At 70.7% G+C, this 16578-nt stretch carries 16 protein-coding genes; 1 reads left to right on the top strand and 15 read right to left on the bottom strand.

The window, feature by feature from the left end:
• Window positions 1–70: 70 nt before the first annotated feature.
• From coaBC to pyrR, 12 genes are all read right to left on the bottom strand, one after another.
• Window positions 71–1312 carry a bifunctional phosphopantothenoylcysteine decarboxylase/phosphopantothenate--cysteine ligase CoaBC gene (coaBC, locus tag OO63_RS18675; RefSeq protein ID WP_397622265.1) on the bottom strand — a complete coding sequence of 414 codons (1242 nt, stop codon included), beginning with the start codon at window positions 1310–1312 and terminating at the stop codon, window positions 71–73.
• Window positions 1313–1412: 100 nt separating this feature from the next.
• A complete protein-coding gene (rpoZ, locus tag OO63_RS18680) occupies window positions 1413–1685 on the bottom strand; it encodes a DNA-directed RNA polymerase subunit omega (RefSeq protein ID WP_030360466.1) in 273 nt (90 codons plus the stop codon).
• A gap of 39 nt (window positions 1686–1724) precedes the next feature.
• Entirely contained in the window at window positions 1725–2318 is a 594-nt protein-coding gene (gmk, locus tag OO63_RS18685) for a guanylate kinase (protein ID WP_051810981.1), read from the bottom strand.
• 62 nt (window positions 2319–2380) lie between these two features.
• Window positions 2381–2704 (bottom strand): integration host factor, encoded by a 324-nt coding sequence (locus OO63_RS18690; RefSeq protein WP_016638838.1) that lies wholly within the window; start codon window positions 2702–2704, stop codon window positions 2381–2383.
• 423 nt (window positions 2705–3127) lie between these two features.
• A complete protein-coding gene (gene pyrF / locus OO63_RS18695) occupies window positions 3128–3973 on the bottom strand; it encodes an orotidine-5'-phosphate decarboxylase (protein ID WP_030360468.1) in 846 nt (281 codons plus the stop codon).
• Window positions 3970–5082, bottom strand: a complete 1113-nt coding sequence (locus tag OO63_RS18700) for a quinone-dependent dihydroorotate dehydrogenase (RefSeq protein WP_030360469.1) — start codon at window positions 5080–5082, stop codon at window positions 3970–3972. The genes pyrF and OO63_RS18700 overlap by 4 nt, the downstream gene beginning before the upstream one ends.
• A 64-nt stretch (window positions 5083–5146) precedes the next feature.
• The gene (gene carB, locus OO63_RS18705) at window positions 5147–8455 is read right to left on the bottom strand and encodes a carbamoyl-phosphate synthase large subunit (protein WP_030360470.1); all 3309 of its coding nucleotides are present in this window, start codon (window positions 8453–8455) and stop codon (window positions 5147–5149) included.
• The gene (carA, locus tag OO63_RS18710; RefSeq protein WP_030360471.1) at window positions 8448–9590 is read right to left on the bottom strand and encodes a glutamine-hydrolyzing carbamoyl-phosphate synthase small subunit; all 1143 of its coding nucleotides are present in this window, start codon (window positions 9588–9590) and stop codon (window positions 8448–8450) included. Before carA ends, carB begins: the two co-directional genes overlap by 8 nt.
• Window positions 9587–10213 carry a PH-like domain-containing protein gene (locus tag OO63_RS18715; RefSeq protein ID WP_030360472.1) on the bottom strand — a complete coding sequence of 209 codons (627 nt, stop codon included), beginning with the start codon at window positions 10211–10213 and terminating at the stop codon, window positions 9587–9589. The genes carA and OO63_RS18715 overlap by 4 nt, the downstream gene beginning before the upstream one ends.
• Window positions 10210–11496: a dihydroorotase gene (locus OO63_RS18720; protein WP_030360473.1), complete on the bottom strand. Its 1287-nt coding sequence runs from the start codon at window positions 11494–11496 to the stop codon at window positions 10210–10212. Before OO63_RS18720 ends, OO63_RS18715 begins: the two co-directional genes overlap by 4 nt.
• Before the next feature lie 4 nt (window positions 11497–11500).
• Window positions 11501–12514, bottom strand: coding sequence for an aspartate carbamoyltransferase catalytic subunit (locus tag OO63_RS18725; protein WP_030360474.1), 1014 nt, complete (start codon window positions 12512–12514; stop codon window positions 11501–11503).
• Window positions 12515–12650: 136 nt separating this feature from the next.
• Window positions 12651–13226, bottom strand: coding sequence for a bifunctional pyr operon transcriptional regulator/uracil phosphoribosyltransferase PyrR (pyrR, locus tag OO63_RS18730; protein ID WP_030360475.1), 576 nt, complete (start codon window positions 13224–13226; stop codon window positions 12651–12653).
• A gap of 240 nt (window positions 13227–13466) precedes the next feature.
• On the opposite strand from pyrR, the gene bldD reads away from it, so the two are divergent.
• Window positions 13467–13967 carry a transcriptional regulator BldD gene (gene bldD, locus OO63_RS18735; RefSeq protein ID WP_016638847.1) on the top strand — a complete coding sequence of 167 codons (501 nt, stop codon included), beginning with the start codon at window positions 13467–13469 and terminating at the stop codon, window positions 13965–13967.
• 232 nt (window positions 13968–14199) lie between these two features.
• On the opposite strand, the gene nusB is transcribed toward bldD, so the two are convergent.
• Genes nusB through OO63_RS18750 form a run of 3 tightly spaced genes read right to left on the bottom strand, consistent with a single transcriptional unit; the run spans window position 14200 to window position 16359 of the window.
• The gene (nusB, locus tag OO63_RS18740; protein ID WP_030360476.1) at window positions 14200–14631 is read right to left on the bottom strand and encodes a transcription antitermination factor NusB; all 432 of its coding nucleotides are present in this window, start codon (window positions 14629–14631) and stop codon (window positions 14200–14202) included.
• A gap of 2 nt (window positions 14632–14633) precedes the next feature.
• Window positions 14634–15200 carry an elongation factor P gene (gene efp, locus OO63_RS18745; RefSeq protein ID WP_030360477.1) on the bottom strand — a complete coding sequence of 189 codons (567 nt, stop codon included), beginning with the start codon at window positions 15198–15200 and terminating at the stop codon, window positions 14634–14636.
• 52 nt (window positions 15201–15252) lie between these two features.
• Entirely contained in the window at window positions 15253–16359 is a 1107-nt protein-coding gene (locus OO63_RS18750; protein WP_030360478.1) for an aminopeptidase P family protein, read from the bottom strand.
• Between the last annotated feature and the right edge of the window lie 219 nt (window positions 16360–16578).

The following is a 16578-nucleotide window of genomic DNA, read 5'->3' on the forward strand; positions in this document are numbered from 1 at the left end:
GCGGGGTTTGAGCCCTCCACTGGGGCGAAAGTGATGTTCGCCCCAGTTTTCGGCGTGGATGCCCGGCGGTTCACGCCAGTCGCTGAACCACCAGGTCCCAGATCGTGTCCGCCAGGTCTTCCTTGGGCCCGTACGGCACAGGAGTCTCACTGCCGTCGGCGCCGAGCACGATCGCCTCATTCTGCTCAGAGCCGAATGTCTTGCGCTCGCCGACTTCATTCACTACGAGAAGGTCGCAGCCCTTGCGGGCGAGCTTGGCGCGTCCGTTGGCGAGAACGTCGTCCGTCTCGGCGGCGAAGCCGACGACGACCTGGCCGGGGCGGGGCCGCTCGCCCGCGATCTCGGCCAGGATGTCCGGATTGCGGACGAGGGTGATCGAGGGCGGTGCCTCGCCGTCCTTCTTCTTGATCTTTCCGGTGGCGTACGTCTCGGGGCGGAAGTCGGCCACGGCGGCGGCCATCACCACCGCGTCGGCGTCGGCCGCGGCCTTCAGGACGGCCTCGCGCAGCTGCACGGCGGTGCCGACGGGCACGATGTCGACGCCCGCCGGGTCCGGCAGCGCGGTGTTCGCCGCGAGGAGGGTGACGCGGGCGCCGCGGGCCGCGGCGCTGCGGGCGAGCGCGTAGCCCTGCTTGCCGGAGGAGCGGTTGCCGAGGAAGCGCACCGGGTCCAGGGGCTCGCGGGTGCCGCCCGCGCTGACGACGACGTGCCGTCCGGCGAGGTCCTGCTCGGGCTGCCCGCCGCGGGCGAGGACGCGGCGTACCACCTCGAAGAGCTCGGCGGGCTCCGGGAAGCGGCCCTTGCCGGTGTCGACGCCGGTGAGGCGGCCGACGGCGGGCTCGACGACGAGGGCGCCGCGGCGGCGCAGGGTGGCCACGTTCTCCTGGGTGGCGGGGTGCTCCCACATCTCCGTGTGCATGGCCGGGGCGAAGACGACCGGACAGCGGGCGGTCAGGAGCGTGTTCGTGAGCAGGTCGTCGGCCAGGCCGTGGGCGGCCTTGGCGAGCATGTCGGCCGTGGCGGGCGCGACGATCACGAGGTCGGCGTGCTGCCCGATCCGCACGTGCGGCACCTCGTGGACGTCCGACCAGACCTCCGTGGAGACGGGGTGGCCCGAGAGCGCCGACCAGGTCGCGGCGCCGACGAAGTGCAGCGCGGACTCGGTGGGGACGACGCGCACGTCGTGTCCGGACTCGGTGAGCCGGCGCAGCAGCTCGCACGCCTTGTAGGCGGCGATGCCACCGCTGACCCCCAGAACGACCTTCGGCTTGCCCGCCGTGTTCGCCTCGTCCGTCTTGCCCACGTTGCCCACCTTGTCCACCGTGCCTCCCCGCACTCGGAAACGTACGACTCCATGACACACCACGGGCCCGGCAGGTGCTCTGCCGGGCCCGTGGTGAAGGAATGGGTGCTTACTGCGCGGGGGCCTCGACGGCCTCGGACGTCAGCAGACCCGCGTTGATCTCGCGGAGCGCGATCGAGAGCGGCTTCTCGTGGACGTGGGTGTCCACCAGCGGGCCGACGTACTCAAGAAGGCCCTCGCCGAGCTGCGAGTAGTACGCGTTGATCTGACGGGCGCGCTTGGCGGCGTAGATCACGAGGCTGTACTTCGAGTCGGTGGCCTCGAGCAGCTCATCAATCGGCGGGTTGATGATGCCCTCGGGCGCGGTGATGGAAGAGGACACGCTCTGCCTTCCGAAGGGGGTCAAGAAAAGGGGTGAAGATCAAACAACTTTCATCAAGGCTAGCAGCTCGCGTGCTACATCCTCGACCGAGGTGTTGACCAGGGTGGTGTCGAACTCGGCCTCGGCGGCCAGTTCGACGCGCGCGGCCTCGAGCCTGCGCTCGATGACCTCGGGCGGCTCCGTGCCCCGGCCGGTGAGCCGGCGCACCAGCTCCTCCCAGCTCGGCGGGGCCAGGAAGACCAGCTGGCCGTCGGGCATCGACTCGCGCACCAGGCGGGCACCCTGCAGATCGATCTCGAGCAGGACGGGAACGCCTGCCTCCAGGTGCTCGAGGACCGCGTTGCGGGGCGTGCCGTAGCGGTTGCCCGCGAATTCCGCCCACTCCAGGAGCTCGCCGTTGGCGATCAGCTTGTCCATCTCGTCGTCGGAGACGAAGAAGTACTGCACGCCGTGACGCTCTCCGGGGCGCGGCTTGCGGGTCGTCGCCGACACCGAGAGCCAGACCTCGGGGTGTTCCTTGCGCATATGGGCGACGACCGTGCTCTTGCCGACCCCGGAGGGGCCGGAGAGCACGGTCAGCCGCGGACGTACGTCCGGGGGTACGGGGGTCGTCCCCCGGGGTGAAGCAGCCATGCAGCGATTATCCAGCCTCTTGGGACTGCCTGAGACCAGGAGCCCCGGGAAGGCTGGGACCGTCAGGCCCCGCTGCCGCCGAACTCGCGCTCGAGAGACGCGATCTGGTTGGAGCCGAGCCCGCGCACGCGGCGGCTCTCGGAAATGCCGAGGCGCTCCATGATCTGCTTGGCGCGGACCTTGCCCACGCCCGGCAGGGACTCCAGGAGGGCGGAGACCTTCATCTTGCCGATGACGTCGTTCTCCTGGCCCTGCTTGATGACCTCGTGAAGGGAGGCGCCGGAGTGCTTGAGTCGATTCTTGACCTCGGCCCGCTCCCGGCGAGCCGCGGCGGCCTTTTCGAGCGCGGCTGCGCGCTGTTCAGGGGTAAGGGGCGGAAGAGCCACGCCTACGTCACCTCGGATGTCGAACTGTCGGATACGGACCGGTGAGGAACCTAGTCGCCCCACACCAGGGGAGCAACGTGCAACGCGCTTGCCCGTCGTCCCCCCACTACCTCAAGGGTGTGGGGGGTGGCCCCCACTCGTCGGAGACTAGCGGCCATGGCCGCCAGAGTCAGCGAGAACAGACGAAAAGTCCTGGTCAGCCTCCACTGAGCCCGACATTTCAGGCATTTCACCCCTGTTTTGGCCGGGTGTCGTGTAAGCAACGCGTCAGTTCTGCGCGCGCACGCCGTCCTCGGCGTCTCCCGGAAACGCGAATCCGCACCCGGAAAAGCCTTTCTGTCCCCCCGACGTGCGCGCTCTCGGCGAAAGAAGTCGCGGACGGTCGCGAAAGGCCGCAGAAGATCGCGAAAGGAGGACCGCGTCCTACGCGGCGTCCACCGCGGCCCGCACCTCGTCCGCGAACCGCGCCGCCGCGTCCCGCAGAGCGCCCGCGTCGGGCCCCGCCTTCAGGACGCCCCGGCTGACGTTCGGCACGACGTTGCGCACGGCCGCGCCGAAGACCCGGGGCAGGTCCGCGGGAGTCGCGCCCTGCGCCCCGATGCCCGGCGCGAGGAGCGGCCCGTTGATGTCGAGCTCGAACGTCGACAGATCCCCGAGGGTGGCCCCGACGACGGCCCCGTAGGACCCCATGGGCGCCGCCCCCGCGTTCTCGGCCGCGAGGTGCCCCAGCATCGTGGCCCCGATGCTCCGGCCGTCCGCACGCACCGCGCGCTGCACCTCGGCGCCCTCCGGGTTGGAGGTGAGGGCCAGCACGAAGAGGCCGGCGCCGCTCTCCCGCGCCAGGTCCACGGCGGGCTTCAGGGAGCCGTAGCCCAGGTAGGGCGAAACGGTCAGGGCGTCCGAGAAGAGCGGGGCGTCCTTGCGCAGATAGGTCTCGGCGTACGCGGCCATGGTCGAGCCGATGTCGCCGCGCTTGGCGTCCATGACGACCAGGCCGCCCGCCGCGCGCAGGTCGGCGACCGCCCGCTCCAGGACGGCGACGCCCCGCGAGCCGAAGCGCTCGAAGAACGCCGACTGCGGCTTGAAGACGGCGACCTGGTCGGCCAGGGCCTCGACGACGGTGCGGGTGAAGGACTCCAGGCCCTGGATGTCGTCGTTCAGGCCCCAGGCGGCGAGCAGCGACGCGTGCGGGTCGATCCCGACGCAGAGCGGGCCGCGGGTGTCCATGGCGTGGCGCAGCCGGGCGCCGAAGGGTTCCTGGGGGCTCATGCTGCGGGGGCCTTTCGGGTGTCGGCGCCGACCGCTTCGGCGAGTGTGGCGTACGGCGATGTGGCGAGGCGGGCGGCGAGGCCCTTGTGGATCCCGCGCGCCCAGAACGGGCCCTCGTAGATGAACGCGCTGTAGCCCTGCACCAGCGTGGCGCCCGCGAGGATGCGCTGCCAGGCGTCCTCGGCGTTCTCGACGCCGCCGACGCCCACGAGGGTGATCCGGTCGCCCACGCGCGCGTAGAGGCGGCGCAGGACCTCCAGGGAGCGCTCCTTGAGGGGCGCGCCGGACAGGCCGCCGGTCTCGGCGTACAGCTCCGGGTCGGAGGCGAGGCCGAGGCTCTCGCGCGCGATGGTGGTGTTCGTGGCGATGATGCCGTCCAGGCCAAGATCGACGGCGAGGTCGGCGACGGCGTCGATGTCCTCGTCGGCGAGGTCGGGCGCGATCTTCACGAGGAGCGGGACGCGGCGGCCCTCGACGCTGCGGTCGGCCGCCTCGCGGACGGCGGCGAGGAGAGGGCGGAGGGACTCGGTGGCCTGGAGGTTGCGCAGGCCGGGCGTGTTCGGCGAGGAGACGTTCACGACCAGGTAGTCGGCGTGGCGGGCCAGCCGCTCGGTGGACTTCACGTAGTCGGCGGCGGCCTCGGCCTCGGGCACCACCTTGGTCTTGCCGATGTTGACGCCGACGACGGTCCTGAAGACCGGCGTGCGGGCCGCGAGACGGGCCGCCACCGCCGCGGAGCCCTCGTTGTTGAAGCCCATGCGGTTGATCAGCGCGCGGTCCTGCACGAGGCGGAAGAGGCGCTTCTTGGGGTTGCCGGGCTGCGGCTCGCCCGTGACCGTGCCGATCTCGATGTGGTCGAAGCCGAGCATGGCCATGCCGTCGATGGCGACGGCGTTCTTGTCGAACCCGGCGGCGAGCCCGAAGGGGCCGTGCATGCGCAGGCCGAAGGCCTCGGTGCGCAGCTCCTTGTGGCGCGGGGCGAGCGCGGCGGCGGCGAACGTGCGCAGGACGGGGACGCGGGCGGCGAGCCGGATCCAGCGGAAGGCCATGTGGTGGGCCCGCTCGGGGTCCATGCGCGTGAAGACCAGGCGGAAGAAGAGGTTGTACATGGGTGCTGTCCTCATGTGGCATGAGGAGGGGGACACCGGATCCGGTGTCCCCCTCGTCGGGCTGCTAGTCGCGGGCCGCGATCAGGTGCTCCGCGTGTTCCTGGAGCGAGCGCACGCCCACGTCGCCGTGGTTGAGCGCGTCGATGCCCTGGACGGCGGCGGCGAGGCCCTGCACGGTCGTCAGGCACGGCACGGAGCGCGCGACGGCGGCCGTGCGGATGTCGTAGCCGTCGAGGCGGCCGCCGGTGCCGTACGGGGTGTTGACGATGAGGTCGACCTGGCCGTCGTGGATGAGCTGGACGATGGTCTTCTCGCCGTTCGGGCCCTCGCCCTCGGACTGCTTGCGCACGACCGTGGCGTTGATGCCGTTGCGCTTGAGGACCTCGGCCGTGCCGGAGGTGGCGAGCAGCTCGAAGCCGTGGGCGACCAGTTCGCGCGCCGGGAAGATCATCGAGCGCTTGTCGCGGTTGGCGACCGAGATGAAGGCGCGGCCCTTGGTCGGCAGCGGGCCGTACGCGCCCGCCTGCGACTTGGCGTACGCCGTGCCGAACACCGAGTCGATGCCCATGACCTCACCGGTGGAGCGCATCTCCGGGCCGAGCACCGTGTCGACGCCGCGGCCCTGGATGTCGCGGAAGCGCGACCAGGGCATCACGGCCTCCTTGACGGAGATCGGCGCGTCGAGCGGCAGTTCACCGCCGTCGCCGGTCGCCGGGAGCAGGCCCTCCGCGCGCAGCTCGGCGATGGTCGCGCCGAGCGAGATGCGGGCGGCGGCCTTGGCCAGCGGCACCGCGGTCGCCTTCGAGGTGAAGGGGACGGTGCGCGAGGCGCGCGGGTTGGCCTCCAGGACGTAGAGGATGTCCCCGGCCATCGCGAACTGGATGTTGATCAGTCCGCGCACGCCGACGCCCTTGGCGATGCCCTCCGTGGAGGCGCGCAGGCGCTTGACGTCGTGGCCGCCGAGGGTGATCGGGGGCAGGGCGCACGCCGAGTCGCCGGAGTGGATGCCGGCCTCCTCGATGTGCTCCATGACGCCGCCGAGGTACAGCTCGTGGCCGTCGTAGAGCGCGTCCACGTCGATCTCGATGGCGTCGTCCAGGAAGCGGTCGACGAGGACCGGCCGGGACGGGCTGATCTCGGTCGACTCCTCGATGTACGCGGAGAGCCGGGTCTCGTCGTACACGATCTCCATGCCGCGCCCGCCGAGCACGTAGGAGGGGCGTACGAGGACGGGGTAGCCGATCTCGTCGGCGATGGCCTTGGCCTCGGCGAAGGTGGTCGCGGTGCCGTGCTTGGGGGCGGGCAGGCCCGCCTCGGCGAGCACGCGGCCGAAGGCGCCGCGGTCCTCGGCGGCGTGGATGGCCTCGGGCGAGGTGCCGACGACGGGGACGCCGTTGTCCTTCAGGGCCTGGGAGAGGCCGAGCGGGGTCTGGCCGCCGAGCTGGACGATGACGCCCGCGACCGGGCCCGCCTGCTGCTCGGCGTTGACGATCTCCAGGACGTCCTCCAGGGTGAGCGGCTCGAAGTAGAGCCGGTCGGAGGTGTCGTAGTCGGTGGAGACGGTCTCGGGGTTGCAGTTGACCATGACGGTCTCGTAGCCCGCGTCGCTCAGCGCGAAGGAGGCGTGCACGCAGGAGTAGTCGAACTCGATGCCCTGGCCGATGCGGTTCGGGCCGGAGCCGAGGATGATCACGGCGGGCTTCTCGCGCCGGGCCACCTCGGACTCCTCGTCGTAGGAGGAGTAGAAGTACGGCGTCTTGGCGGCGAACTCCGCCGCGCAGGTGTCGACCGTCTTGTAGACAGGACGGACGCCGAGGGCGTGCCGGACCTCGCGGACGACGTCCTCACGCAGGCCGCGGATCTCGGCGATCTGGGCGTCGGAGAAGCCGTGCCGCTTGGCCTCGGCGAGCAGCTCGGGCTCCAGCTTCTCGGCGGCCGTCAGCTCGTCCGCGATCTCCTTGATGAGGAAGAGCTGGTCGACGAACCAGGGGTCGATCTTCGTGGCGTCGAAGACCTCCTGGGGCGTGGCGCCCGCGCGGATGGCCTGCATGACGGTGTTGATGCGTCCGTCGGTGGGCCGCACGGCCGCGCGCAGGAGCGTGTACTTGTCGCCGGGCTTGCCGGTGAAGGAGAACTGGCTGCCCTTCTTCTCCAGGGAGCGCAGCGCCTTCTGCAGGGCCTCGGTGAAGTTGCGGCCGATGGCCATGGCCTCGCCGACCGACTTCATGGTCGTGGTCAGCGTGGAGTCGGCCTGCGGGAACTTCTCGAACGCGAAGCGCGGGGCCTTGACGACGACGTAGTCGAGGGTCGGCTCGAAGGAGGCCGGGGTCTTCTCGGTGATGTCGTTGGGGATCTCGTCGAGCGTGTAGCCGACGGCCAGCTTCGCGGCGATCTTGGCGATCGGGAAGCCGGTGGCCTTCGACGCGAGCGCGGAGGAGCGCGAGACACGCGGGTTCATCTCGATGACGATGACCCGGCCGTCGTCGGGGTTGATCGCGAACTGGATGTTGCAGCCGCCGGTGTCGACGCCGACCTCACGGATGATCGCGATGCCGACGTCCCGCAGGATCTGGTACTCGCGGTCGGTGAGCGTCATCGCGGGCGCGACCGTGATCGAGTCGCCGGTGTGCACGCCCATCGGGTCGAAGTTCTCGATGGAGCAGACGACCACGACGTTGTCGTTCTTGTCGCGCATCAGCTCCAGCTCGTACTCCTTCCAGCCGAGGATGGACTCCTCCAGGAGCACCTCGGTGGTCGGCGAGAGCGTGAGGCCCTGGCCCGCGATGCGGCGCAGCTCGTCCTCGTTGTGCGCGAAGCCGGATCCGGCGCCGCCCATGGTGAAGGACGGGCGCACGACGACGGGGTAGCCGCCGAGCTCCTCGACGCCCTTGAGGACGTCGTCCATGGAGTGGCAGATGTAGGAGCGGGCCGACTCGCCGTGACCGATCTTCTTGCGGACCTCTTCGACGACGTCTTTGAAGAGGTCGCGGTCCTCGCCCTTGTTGATGGCCTCGACGTTGGCGCCGATCAGCTCGACGCCGTACTTCTCCAGGACACCCTGCTCGTGCATGGAGATGGCCGTGTTGAGGGCCGTCTGACCGCCGAGGGTGGGCAGGAGCGCGTCGGGGCGCTCCTTGGCGATGATCTTCTCGACGAACTCCGGGGTGATCGGCTCGACGTACGTGGCGTCGGCGATCTCCGGGTCGGTCATGATCGTCGCGGGGTTCGAGTTGACGAGGATGACGCGCAGGCCCTCGGACTTGAGGACGCGGCACGCCTGGGTGCCGGAGTAGTCGAACTCCGCGGCCTGGCCGATGACGATCGGGCCGGAGCCGATGACCAGGACGGACTGGATATCGGTGCGCTTAGGCACGCTGGCCCTCCATCAGGGTGGTGAAGCGGTCGAAGAGGTACGCGGCGTCGTGCGGGCCGGCGGCCGCCTCGGGGTGGTACTGGACGCTGAACGCGGGCTGGTCGAGGAGCTGGAGGCCCTCGACGACCTGGTCGTTGAGGCACACGTGGGAGACCTCGGCGCGGCCGTAGGGGGTGTCGGAGACCTGGTCGAGGGGCGCGTCGACGGCGAAGCCGTGGTTGTGCGCGGTGACCTCGACCTTGCCCGTGGTGCGGTCCTGCACGGGCTGGTTGATGCCGCGGTGGCCGTACTTCAGCTTGTACGTGCCGAAGCCGAGGGCGCGGCCGAGGATCTGGTTGCCGAAGCAGATGCCGAACAGCGGCGTCCTGCGCTTCAGGACCTCCTGCATGACAGCGACGGGACCGTCGGCCGTGGCGGGGTCACCGGGGCCGTTGGAGAAGAACACGCCGTCCGGGTTGACCGCGTAGACGTCCTCGGCGGTGGCGGTCGCGGGCAGCACGTGCACCTCGATGCCGCGCTCGGCCATGCGCTGCGGGGTCATGCCCTTGATGCCGAGGTCGACGGCGGCGACCGTGAACCTCTTGGTGCCGATCGCGGGGACGACGTACGTCTCCTTGGTGGCGACCTCCGCGGACAGGTTCGCGCCCTTCATCTGCGGGGACTGCTGCACCTTGGCGAGCAGCTCCGCGTCGCCGGAGACGGCCTCTCCGGAGAAGATGCCGACGCGCATGGCGCCGCGCTCGCGCAGGTGGCGGGTGAGGGCTCGGGTGTCGATGCCGCTGATGCCGACGACGCCCTGGCGCTCCAGCTCCTCGTCCAGGGAGCGCTTGGCGCGCCAGTTGGAGGGCACGCGCGCGGGGTCGCGCACCACGTAGCCGGAGACCCAGATCCGGGCGGACTCGGGGTCCTCGTCGTTGACGCCGGTGTTGCCGACGTGCGGGGCGGTCATCACCACGACCTGGCGGTGGTACGACGGGTCGGTGAGGGTCTCCTGGTAGCCGGTCATGCCGGTGGAGAAGACGGCCTCGCCGAAGGTCTCCCCCACGGCCCCGTAGGCGCGCCCGCGGAAGGTGCGGCCGTCCTCCAGGACGAGTACGGCGGGAGTCTTCGCGGCTCCCCGAGTGGAGGTCGTCATCGTGCGCCTTCCGTTTGCGTCGTGCTGTCGACCTCGGCGTCGGCGCCGTCGGTCTTCGTGCTGTCGATCATGTTGTTGACGGTGGTGACCCACTCGGCCTGCTCGGCGGCGTGGTCCGAGCGGAAGCCGGAGTCGAGGAGCTTGTCGCCGTGCGCCCAGGTGACGATCAGCAGACCGCCCTCGGCGAGGACCTTGCCCGCGATGCCCTTGTCGAGCCGGGCCTCGCGCAGCGCCTCCTTCGGGATGAAGAAGTCCCGCGCCCCGGGGCGTACGACGTCCAGGCCCGCGTCCGTGAGGGTCAGCTCCACCCGGCTGCGGGTGCCAAGGCCGTGCGCCACGATCCGGTCGAGCCACTGGCCCGCGGTGGTGGAGCCGTGGTACCGGCCGGTCAGCTCAAGTGTGGCCGGGCCGGTCTCGGACGGCGCGCTGGGGAGCTCCGGCAGGTCGGACTGGAGCGTGCCGCGCCACTTCCAGCCCTCGCGCATCAGCCAGTAGACGAGCGCGATGAAGAGCAGCAGACCGACGACCCAGCCGATGCGGGCGGCCCAGTCGGTGACCTCCGCCGACTTCTCCTCGGCGGCCAGGTGGGTCAGGTGGGTGGCAAGAACGTGTGTAGCGGTCACTGGAGCTTCCCGTCGACGAGCGTGGCCCGGCCCCGCAGCCACGTGTGCGTGACGCGTCCCGGCAGCTCACGGCCCTCGTAGGGGGTGTTGCGGCTGCGGGAGGCGAATCCCGCGGGGTCCACGGGTCCACGGTATGCCGGATCGACGAGCGTGAGGTTCGCGGGCTCGCCTGCCGAGACGGGGCGGCCGTGTCCTTCGGCCTGCCCGATGCGGGCCGGGGTGTGGGACATGCGGTCGGCGACGCCCGCCCAGGTGAGCAGGCCGGTGTCGACCATCGTGTGCTGGACGACGGACAGGGCGGTCTCCAGGCCGACCATGCCCATGGCGGCCGCGCCCCACTCGCAGTCCTTGTCCTCGTGCGGGTGCGGGGCGTGGTCGGTGGCGACGATGTCGATCGTGCCGTCGGCCAGGGCCTCACGCAGCGCCAGGACGTCGCGCTCGGTGCGCAGCGGCGGGTTGACCTTGTAGACCGGGTTGTAGCTGCGCACCAGCTCGTCGGTGAGGAGCAGGTGGTGCGGGGTGACCTCGGCCGTGACGTCGATGCCGCGGGACTTGGCCCAGCGCACGATCTCGACGGAGCCGGCGGTCGACAGGTGGCAGATGTGCACGCGCGAACCGACGTGCTCGGCGAGCAGCACGTCCCGGGCGATGATCGACTCCTCGGCCACCGCGGGCCAGCCGCCGAGCCCCAGCTCCGCGGAGACGACGCCCTCGTTCATCTGGGCGCCCTCGGTGAGCCGCGGCTCCTGCGCGTGCTGGGCGACGACGCCGCCGAAGGCCTTCACGTACTCCAGGGCGCGCCGCATGATCACGGCGTCGTCGACGCACTTGCCGTCGTCGGAGAAGACCGTGACACCGGCCGCCGACTCGTGCATGGCGCCCAGCTCGGCGAGCTTCTTGCCCTCCAGGCCGACGGTGACGGCGCCGATGGGCTGCACGTCGCAGTAGCCGGACTCCTTGCCGAGGCGGTAGACCTGCTCGACGACGCCTGCGGTGTCGGCGACGGGGAAGGTGTTGGCCATCGCGAAGACCGAGGTGTAGCCACCGCTGGCGGCGGCGCGGGTGCCGGTGAGGACGGTCTCGGAGTCCTCGCGGCCGGGCTCGCGCAGGTGGGTGTGCAGGTCGACCAGGCCCGGCAGGAGGATCTTGCCGTCGGCCTCGACGACGGTGGCGCCCTCGGCGCCGAGGCCGGTGCCCACCTCGGCGACGGTGTCGCCGTCGATCAGGACGTCTTGCGGCTCGCCGCCGAGCACCTGTGCGCCACGGATCAGGATCTTGCTCATGGTCTTACTTCTCCTCGTCCGGGAAAGCGGTGTGCGCGGGGCGCTCGGTGGCGGGGCGGGTGTGGGTGACGGCGGGCTCGTTGCCGCCGAGGAGCAGGTACAGGACGGCCATGCGGATCGAGACGCCGTTGGCGACCTGCTCGACGACCGTGCAGCGGTCGGAGTCGGCGACCTCGGCGGTGATCTCCATGCCGCGGACCATCGGTCCTGGGTGCATCACGATGGCGTGCTCGGGCATCCGCGCCATGCGCTCGCCGTCGAGGCCGTAGCGGCGGGAGTACTCCCGCTCGGTGGGGAAGAACGCGGCGTTCATGCGCTCGCGCTGCACGCGCAGCATCATCACCGCGTCCGACTTCGGCAGCACCCGGTCGAGGTCGTACGACACCTCGCACGGCCAGTGCTCGACGCCCACCGGGACCAGGGTGGGCGGGGCGACGAGGGTGACGTCGGCGCCGAGGGTGTGCAGCAGGTCCACGTTCGAGCGGGCGACGCGGCTGTGCAGGATGTCGCCGACGACCGTGACGCGCTTGCCGGCCAGGTCCTGGCCGAGCCCGGCGTCCCTGCCGACCAGGCGGCGGCGCATGGTGAAGGCGTCGAGGAGGGCCTGGGTGGGGTGCTGGTGGGTGCCGTCGCCCGCGTTGATGACGGCCGCGTCGATCCAGCCGGAGTTCGCGAGCGTGTAGGGCGCGCCGGAGGCTCCGTGGCGGATGACGACCGCGTCGACGCCCATGGCCTCCAGGGTCTGGGCGGTGTCCTTCAGGGACTCGCCCTTGGAGACGCTGGAGCCCTTGGCGGTGAAGTTGATGACGTCGGCGGAGAGGCGCTTCTCGGCGGCCTCGAAGGAGATCCGGGTCCGCGTCGAGTCCTCGAAGAAGAGGTTGACGACGGTGCGGCCGCGCAGGGTCGGCAGCTTCTTGATCGGCCGGTCGGCGACGCGGGCCATCTCCTCCGCGGTGTCGAGGATGAGAACGGCGTCGTCGCGGGTGAGGTCGGCGGCCGAGATGAGGTGTCGCATCATCTGGTGGGCTCCGTAAGGGAATTCAGGTGTGCGGGTGCCCGGGTGGGGGTGTCCCCCGCGGGGCACGGCGGGCATGCGGGCGCGCGTCAGCTCGCGCACGGACCAGGGCCACGGGGGCCGGTCGTGCGGGAAGGAGCTAGCGCTCGCCGGCCGGAGCGGTCGGCTTGGCACCGAGCAGCACGGCGTCGCGGCCGTCCTCCTCGGCGAGCTGGACCTTGACCGTCTCCCGCAGCGACGTCGGGAGGTTCTTGCCTACGTAGTCGGCGCGGATGGGCAGTTCTCGGTGGCCGCGGTCGACGAGAACGGCGAGCTGCACCGCGCGCGGGCGGCCGATGTCGTTCAGGGCGTCGAGGGCGGCGCGGATGGTGCGGCCGGAGAAGAGCACGTCGTCGACGAGGACGACGAGGCGGCCGTCGATGCCGTCACCGGGGATCTCGGTGCGGGCGAGGGCGCGCGGCGGGTGCATCCGCAGGTCGTCGCGGTACATCGTGATGTCGAGGGAGCCGACCGGGATCTTGCGGCCGGTGATCTCCTCGAGCTTCGCGGCGAGCCGCTGGGCGAGGAAGACACCCCGAGTGGGAATGCCGAGCAGGACCACGTCATCGGCGCCCTTGGCGCGCTCGACGATTTCGTGCGCGATACGGGTCAACACCCGTGCGATGTCCGGGCCTTCGAGAACGGGCCGCGCGACATCGGAGTCATGCGTGTCCATGTAAAACGGACCTCCTTCTCCGCCTCACGGGACGGACCTTAAAGGACGTCTAAATTGCGCCAACTGCGTCAGCAGCGTTTCTCACGGTACCAGCAACGGCAACGCGGGCCGTCACCACCCCCACGGAAGGGGCCCCCGGACTCATTCGGCTTGACGCAGCCAAGTAACGCTGCGTAACCTCACAGTGAGTCACTAGGAGCGCGGCGGAGCCGCACGTTGTCACAGCGTCCGGGGAGCTATATGTCCAGCGAATACGCCAAACAGCTCGGGGCCAAGCTCCGCGCCATCCGCACCCAGCAGGGCCTTTCCCTCCACGGAGTGGAAGAGAAGTCCCAGGGTCGCTGGAAGGCGGTAGTGGTCGGGTCGTACGAGCGCGGCGACCGTGCCGTGACCGTGCAGCGCCTTGCCGAGCTGGCGGACTTCTACGGCGTTCCGGTGCAGGAACTCCTCCCGGGCACCCCGCCCGGCGGTGCCGCAGAGCCCCCGCCCAAGCTGGTCCTCGACCTGGAGCGGCTCGCCCACGTCCCGGCCGAGAAGGCGGGCCCCCTGCAGCGTTACGCCGCCACGATCCAGTCCCAGCGCGGCGACTACAACGGCAAGGTCCTCTCCATCCGCCAGGACGACCTGCGCACCCTCGCCGTCATCTACGACCAGTCGCCCTCGGTGCTCACCGAGCAGCTGATCAGCTGGGGCGTTCTCGACGCCGACGCGCGCCGCGCCGTGGCCCACGAAGAGGTCTGATTCTCCCAAGGGAGAGTTGAGCAGAAACGTGCCGCCGGGGTGGCCGGAACCGATTGGGTTCCGGCCACCCCGGCGGCGTTTTTGTGGGCCGCCCACAGGCGACATGTCCGCCGGAATCGGTCGGCGGACGGAAAACGCCCGGCCGTGCGCGCCGGTGCGGAATGAAAAACGCCGTAGGGCCCGCAGCCAAACAGCTGCGGGCCCTACGGCGTCCGAGAAAAGAGGCGGCAGCCTACTCCGCCCGGCGAAGACTCGGCTTCAGCTCCTTGAAGCGGCCGAGCAGCCCATTGATGAAGGCCGGCGACTCGTCCGTGGAGAATTCCTTGGCGAGCTGGACGGCCTCGTCCAGGACCACCGCGTCGGGCGTTCCGTCGACCCAGACGAGTTCGTACGCGCCGAGACGCAGGATGTTCCGGTCGACGACGGGCATCCGGTCGAGCGTCCATCCGACGGCGTACTGCGAGATCAGCTCGTCGATGCGGGAAGCGTGCTTCTCGTATCCCTCGACGAGTTCCATCGTGTACTCGCTGACCGGCGGCTGCCGGGTGTCGGAGCGCGCGTGGCGCACCCAGTCCGCGAGGACCGTCAGGACGTCTGCACCGCGCTGGTCGGCCTCGAAGAGGATCTGGAAGGCGCGCTTGCGGGCCGTGTTACGGGCGGCCACGGTTAGCTGTTCACCCGGCCGAGGTAGCTGCTGTCACGCGTGTCGACCTTGATCTTCTCACCGGTGGTGATGAAGAGCGGCACGTTGATCTGGTGGCCGGTCTCCAGGGTGGCGGGCTTGGTGCCACCGGTGGAGCGGTCGCCCTGGACGCCCGGCTCGGTCTCCTGGATGACGAGCTCGACGGCGGCCGGCAGCTCGACGAAGAGCACCTCGCCCTCGTGCTGCGCGACGGTGGCCTCGAAGCCCTCGATCAGGAAGTTCGCGGCGTCGCCGACGACCTTCTTGTCGATGTGCAGCTGGTCGTAGGTCTCCATGTCCATGAAGACGAAGTAGTCGCCGTCCATGTACGAGAACTGCATGTCGCGCTTGTCGACGGTGGCCGTCTCGACCTTGACACCGGCGTTGAAGGTCTTGTCGACCACCTTGCCGGAGAGCACGTTCTTGAGCTTGGTGCGCACGAAGGCCGGGCCCTTGCCGGGCTTGACGTGCTGGAACTCGACGACGGACCAGAGCTGGCCCCCGTCGAGCTTGAGCACCATGCCGTTCTTGAGGTCGTTCGTGGAAGCCACGGTTGCGGAATCTCCTGGACTGACGTGGACGACCCCGGGGCACGCGCACGCGCTAGAGCGCGAGCAGCTCCTTGGTCGTGATGGTGAGTAGCTCGGGTCCGCCGTCCGCTTCGCAGCGGACGACGAGCGTGTCATCGATCCGGACCCCGCCCCGGCCCGGGAGGTGGACCCCCGGTTCGACGGTGACCGGCACGCAAGCGTCCAGTTTACCCATGGCCGCGGGCGCCAACTGCGGGTCCTCGTCGATTTCGAGTCCGACGCCGTGTCCGGTGCGCGGAGGGAGCCCGTCCGCGTAGCCCGCCGCGTCCAGTACGTGACGTGCCGCGCGGTCCACGTCACGGCAGGCGGCGCCGGGGGTCAGGGCCTCGCGACCGGCCCGCTGAGCGGCGAAGACGAGGTCGTACAGCTCGATCTGCCAGTCCGCAGGCGAGGTGCCGATGACGAAGGTGCGGCCGATCTCGCTGCGGTAGCCGCGGTAGCAGGAGCCGAGGCAGACGGAGAGGAAGTCGCCCTCCTCGACGCGCCGGTCGGTGGGCCGGTGCCCGCCGCGGCCCGAGTTCGGCCCGGTGCCGACGGACGTCGCGAACGCCGGTCCGTCGGCCCCGTGGTCCACGAGGCGACGCTCCAGCTCCAGCGCGAGGTGCCGCTCGGTGCGGCCCACCAGGATCGACTCCAGGAGCTCCCCCAGCGCCTGGTCGGCGATCTCGGCGGCGATCCGCAGACAGGAGATCTCCTCCTCGTCCTTCACCAGGCGCAGCTGCTCCACGCCCTGTCCGAGGTCCGTCAGGCGTACCCCCGGCGCGACGGAGGCCAGCGCGTGGTGCCGGGCCACGGTGAGGTGGTGCTCCTCCACGGCCAGCGTCTCGGCCCCCTGCGCGGCGGCCTGCCCCGCCCCCACGACGGCCGGGTCGCCCCCGGGGGTCGCGAGGACGTGCGCCCGCAGCCCCGCGTCGGCCAGCTCCGTCCCCGGCTCCTCGCCCGGCGGCCGGCCGCACACAAGGACGTCCTCGGTCCGCCCGAGAAGCAGTACGGCCCCGGTCGGCGCCGTGCCCGCGAGATAGCGCACGTTGGCGGGCCGCGACACGAGCGCGGCGGCGTTCCCTCCACCGGCGCAGCGCTCCCTGAGCCGCTCCCTGCGTGCGGCGTACACCTCTGACATGGGGCGAGCCTATGAGGGTGGAAGCGGAGCGGCCGTTTCAGCGCGTCCGGACGAGGTGCGGGGGCGCCGAGGCGGGCCCCGTCAGGGGCGCGGGGAACTGCGCGACCAGCCACAGCGATGCCGCAGACGCATCTGCCAGGTCACGCGGCAGACGCGTCTGCGGCGTTTCGCGCGCTGAGCGCGCAGTTCCCCGCGCCCCTGACGGGGCCAGACCCAGGT

This window comes from Streptomyces alboflavus (genome assembly GCF_000716675.1).
Taxonomy (GTDB): Bacteria; Actinomycetota; Actinomycetes; order Streptomycetales; family Streptomycetaceae; genus Streptomyces; species Streptomyces alboflavus.